Annotated in this window: 4 protein-coding genes; all 4 read right to left on the bottom strand. The window is 70.0% G+C overall.

The window, feature by feature from the left end:
- Window positions 1–196 precede the first annotated feature (196 nt).
- Window positions 197–1,135 carry a type IV toxin-antitoxin system AbiEi family antitoxin domain-containing protein gene (locus tag IY392_RS05350; RefSeq protein WP_194860712.1) on the bottom strand — a complete coding sequence of 313 codons (939 nt, stop codon included), beginning with the start codon at window positions 1,133–1,135 and terminating at the stop codon, window positions 197–199.
- A gap of 205 nt (window positions 1,136–1,340) precedes the next feature.
- Entirely contained in the window at window positions 1,341–2,453 is a 1,113-nt protein-coding gene (locus IY392_RS05345; RefSeq protein WP_107757165.1) for an NDMA-dependent alcohol dehydrogenase, read from the bottom strand.
- A gap of 89 nt (window positions 2,454–2,542) precedes the next feature.
- On the bottom strand, window positions 2,543–4,072 hold the full coding sequence (locus IY392_RS05340; RefSeq protein WP_228549060.1) for an aldehyde dehydrogenase family protein: 1,530 nt from the start codon (window positions 4,070–4,072) through the stop codon (window positions 2,543–2,545).
- A 101-nt stretch (window positions 4,073–4,173) separates the two neighbouring features.
- A partial coding sequence (locus IY392_RS05335; RefSeq protein WP_304511138.1) for a helix-turn-helix domain-containing protein occupies window positions 4,174–4,898 on the bottom strand: 725 nt, incomplete at its 5' end.

Here is a 4,898-nt window from a genome sequence, read left to right as displayed (position 1 = left end):
GCCCACACACGCGCGCGATCACTGCAGCCACACAGGAAATCTCGTGCGCGTGTGCAGTGACAGCGCGCGTGTGTGGGCCGGGCGAGCAGGCAGCACCTGGCCGCACCGGGCAGGGCGAGCAGGCCGCACCGGCAGCACCGGGCCGGGCGAGCAGGCCGCACCGGCAGCACCTGGCAGGGCGCGTGGTCGAGGCGAGTCAGCGGACTCCGGACCGACGGAGCCCGTCGAGCAGCAGGCGTTCGAACCGGTTCGGCGCGTAGAGGTCGTCCCAGACCCAGCGGACCACTACCACCCCGAGCGCTCTGAGTCGGTCTTCCCGTTGCTTCTCCCGCCACACCACCTCGCCCGGATCCTCTCCACCGGCCGCGCAGCGTGAGTACTTGGTCCTGCCGTCGAACTCGCCCGCCAGTGCACCGTCGCCCCAGGAGAAGTCAGTGCGCGCGACCGGCCTGCCCCCGCTCGAGAAGTACCGGTGTTGTAGTCGGGGTGCGGGGACGTCTCGACACCACCGCATGACACATCGGGACAGTGACTCCCCGGGGCTTTCTGCCCGGGGGTCCGCGAAATCCACGACGTCCCGGGCGATCGCCACGCCGGTCCGGCCGCGATGGCGATCGACTTCGCTCGCGAGCTCGGCCGCGGTGACCATCCGGAGGCGCAGCGCGTGGTCCGCCGCGCATACTCCTGCGTCGAATCCGGCTGAGCGGGCGAGATCGACGACAGTTCGGGCGATGCAGGTGACGGGGATGCCGTCCACCCGGGTCGTGTCCAGGGAATGCCTCGGCGAGGAGTGAACCTGGGTGTGCGGGGTTCTGCGTCCGCCGGTGGGTCGGTCGACCGTGAGATGAACGTGGTCAGTCCAGGCTCTGATGAGAGGCAGACCGTGGAGCGCTGCCGCCGTGTGGTGGCTGATCACGGCGCCGAGGGGGCCCTGGTCGAGCGCGATCCGCGACGACCGGGCGAGGGCATCCCGTGCGCTCTCGCCCGACTGCGGCGCGTGAAACCACCCGTGTCTGATCTTGATCAGTCGGCCCTGCGCGACAGCCGCGGTCAGTGCGCGATGCGACAGGCCCGCCCGGGTTGCTTCTGCTGTGGTGAACGGCCGGCCGGTAGGGAAGGGGATCACGGGAGTCATGGCGGCAACGGTGTCAGGGCCGTCGAGTGGGCGGAGAGCGTGACAGGGGCTGGCGGGGGCTTTCAGTGGAGAGAGGGACCCTGTGAAATTCGGTCACTCGCCACGATGAGTGTCCCCACGACGGACGCGCGCAACCACTGCAGACTCACACGACATTTCGTCCGCGTGTGCAGTGGTTGCGCGCGTATGCGAACCGGGGGCCGGGTCAGGAGTCGTGGATGATCACGCCTCGCATGATCTTCCCGTCCTGCAGGTCCTGGTAGCCCTCGTTGACCTGGTCGAGCGAGTAGGTCGTGGTGATGAGCTCGTCCAGCTTGAGCTTGCCCTCGTCGTACAGGCGCAGCAGCTTGACGATGTCGTACTGCGGGTTGGCCGAGCCGAAGAGGGTGCCGGTGATGGTCTTTCCGAACAGGGCCATCATCGTGCCGTTGACCTGCACGGTGTTCTCCGTCATGTTGCCCAGGCCGGTGATCACCACCCTGCCCCCCTTGCCGATCACGTCGAAAGCGCTCGAGACGACCTTCTCGTCGACAGTGCCCACCAGGATGAGTGCCTGGTCCGCCATCTGGCCCCAGGTGAGCTTCTCGACCTCCGCGTGGGCCTCGGCGGCGTCGGCGAACGCGTGGGTGGCGCCGAACTTCAGGGCCTCGTCGCGCTTGAACTGGACGGGGTCCACCACCACCACGTGACGGGCCCCCGAGTGGACGGCGCCCTGGACGGCGTTGATGCCGAGCCCGCCGATCCCGTAGATCACCACGGTGTCACCCTGTCGCACGTTGCCGGCGTAGGTGGCGGTGCCCCATCCGGAGGGCACACCGCAGCCCACCAGGACGGCCTTGTCGAGCGGTAGCCAGTCGTCGACCTTGACCACCGAGTGTTGTGAGATCACCGAGCGCTCGGAGAACGTCCCGAGCATGCACATGGCGCCGAACTCCTTGCCGTCCGCCCGGAACCGGAAGGTGCCGTCGGGCATGTGGCCGTCGAGGATCGTGGCGCCCATGTCGCAGAGGTTCTGGCGACCGGTCGAGCAGTATCGGCAGGTGCCGCAGTTCGGGATGAAGGAGCACACCACGTGGTCGCCGGGCTTGACCTTCGTCACCCCCACGCCCACGGCCTCGATGACGCCTGCTCCCTCGTGCCCTCCGACGATGGGGAAGCGCGGCGGGAGGGAGCCGTCGGACAGGTGGAGGTCGGAGTGACACAGGCCCGCGGCCGTGTACTTGATCAGGACCTCGCCGGGGCCGGGGTCGTCGAGGTCGAGCTCGATGATCTCGAACGGCTTGTGGACATCGAACAGTACTGCTGCCTTGGTCTTCACGGCGGTGTTCCTTTCGGGGAGCGGGGAGCGGGGAGCGGGTTCTGGGAGAGGTGACGGGGGAGGGTGTGCCGGGACGGCACGCCGGTGGGTCAGAGCTGGATGTTGACCGACCTGGTCTGCGTGTAGAGGTCGAGAGCGCCCTGGCCCAGCTCGCGGCCCCAGCCGGACTGCTTGAAGCCGCCGAACGGCATGGCGGTGTCGAAGCCGTTGTACTGGTTGACCCACACCGAGCCGGCGTGGAGGCGGCTGGCGACCTGGTGGGCCTTGGAGATGTCCTTCGTCCACACTCCGGCGGCCAGCCCGTAGATCGAGTCGTTGGCCTGGCGGACCGCGTCGTCGACGTCGGTGAACCGCAGGGCCGACACGACGGGGCCGAAGATCTCGTCCGTCACCACCCGGTGGTCGGGCTCGACGTCCACGAACACGGTGGGTTGGACGAAGTAGCCGGTGTCACCGTGTCGGCCGCCGCCGGTGAGGGCCCGCCCGCCGTCCTCGATGCCGGCGCGCAGGTAGTAGGAGACCTTGTCGAACTGGTCCTGGTCGACCAGCGGGCCGAGCTCGGTGGCGGGGTCCAGACCGTGCCCGATGGTGGCCTGGGCGGCGGCGTCGGCGACGGCCTGCGTGAACCTCTCGTAGATGGAGTCCTCGACATACAGGCGGGTGCCGGCGGTGCAGGCCTGGCCGTGGTTGAACATCCACGCGGCCACGGAGCCTGCGACGGCGGCGTCGAAGTCGCAGTCGGCGAAGACGATGTTGGCGCTCTTGCCGCCCAGTTCGAGGGAGACCTTCTTGAGGTTGCCCTTGGCGGCGTCGACGATGAGCTTGCCCACCTCGGTGGAGCCGGTGAAGGCCACCTTGTCCACGTCGTCGTGGGCGGAGATCGCGGCGCCGGCGTCGCCGAAGCCGGTGACGATATTGACCACGCCGGCGGGCACGCCGGCCTCGGCGATGACCTCGCCCAGCAGCAGCGCGGTCAGCGGAGTCTGCTCGGCCGGCTTGAGGACCAGGGTGTTGCCGGTGGCCAGGGCGGGGGCGAGCTTCCACGCCGCCATGAGCAGGGGGAAGTTCCAGGGGATGATCTGCCCGCACACGCCCACGGGCACGCGCTGGGTGTAGGCGTGGAACTGCTTGTCGCCGGCGAACGGCATCGACACGTTGACCGTGGAGCCCTCGATCTTGGTGGACCAGCCGGCGTAGTAGCGGAACACGTCGGCCGCCCAGGCCACGTCCACGGCGGTGGCGATCGCGACGGACTTGCCGTTGTCCAGGGCTTCGATCTGCCCGAACAGCTCGGCCCTGGCGTCCAGCAGGTCGCCGATGCGCCACAGGATCTGCTCGCGCTGGTTGGGCTTCATGGTCGCCCACGCGCCGTCGTCGAACGCGCGGCGCGCGGCGGCGACGGCCCGGTCGACGTCCTCGGGTCCGCCGTGCGCGACCTGGGTGATCTCGGCCCCGGTGGCGGGGTCGTAGGTGCCGAAGGTGCGGCCGTCCGCGGCGTCGACCCACTGCCCGTCGATCAGGAGCCGGTGCGGGCGGCCGAGGAAGTCGCGCGCCTCCGCACCGAGTCGCTCGTCGATCTGGGTGCTGGCGCGGTTCTCCCGGGAGAGTGTGCCGGTCATGTGTGTCCTCCAAAGATCCCGACCGGCTCGGTTGTGAGTCCGGTCACAACCCATCCTGGGGTCGTGGGCCGGGCCCGGAGTGTTCAGTTTCTGGACACCTTCTAGGACAGTCCGAACTCCCGCATGCGGGCGTAGAGGGTGGTCCGGCTGATGCCCAGGCGCTTGGCCGCGCGGGCGCGGACACCGTCGCAGTCCGCCAACGCGGCCACGATCGCGTCGTACTCGCCCCGGGCGAGTTCGCCGGCCCGCGGCGGCCGTGTGGAGCGGGCGTGGGAGGGCAGGGAGTCCACGTCGAGGGTGGTCAGCCCCCTGCCCGCGGTCCGGGTGAGGCAGTCCGCCAGAACCGATCTCAGCGACACCAGGCCGTTGGGCAGGTCCAGCGCACAGACGGCGTCCGCGAAGCGGACGGTGACGACCGGGGCCCCGAATCCGCGTTCTGCGGCCAGGTCCGCGATCATCCGGCGGACGATCGCGCCGCCCTCCTCGCCGCGCTCGTGCAACGGCCGCAGTACCGTCCGCGCCCCGCACACGTCCACCACCTCCGTCACCGCCGGGCGGGGGTCCTGGCGGCTGGTGACGACGACGAGGGCGTCAGCCACGGATCCCAGGCGCGCTGCCAGGCGGCGCAGATCGGCGTCCTCCAGGAGGTCGATGTCATCCAGGACCAGTGGTCGGCCCCGGGTGCCGAGCTCGCGTAGGGCGGGGACCGCCAGCTCGCGCCACGCCGCGTCCGCGCTGTCCGCGTGGGCGAGTCGGATGTGCACGGCGTCGGGGCCGGCGATCGTCGTCGCGGTCGTCGTCCTGCCCGACCCGGACGGGCCCACCA

The organism is Dietzia sp. SYD-A1 (assembly GCF_015356725.1).
In the GTDB taxonomy this organism is placed as follows: domain Bacteria; phylum Actinomycetota; class Actinomycetes; order Mycobacteriales; family Mycobacteriaceae; genus Dietzia.
Note: the sequence above shows the minus strand (reverse complement) of the source record. Positions and strands in the feature narration are given on the sequence as shown.

Coding starts and splice junctions, on each gene's coding strand:
- IY392_RS05340 (WP_228549060.1), bottom strand. CDS start 4,072: ATGACCGGCACACTCTCCCGGGAGAACCGCGCCAGCACCCAGATCGAC.
- IY392_RS05350 (WP_194860712.1), bottom strand. CDS start 1,135: ATGACTCCCGTGATCCCCTTCCCTACCGGCCGGCCGTTCACCACAGCA.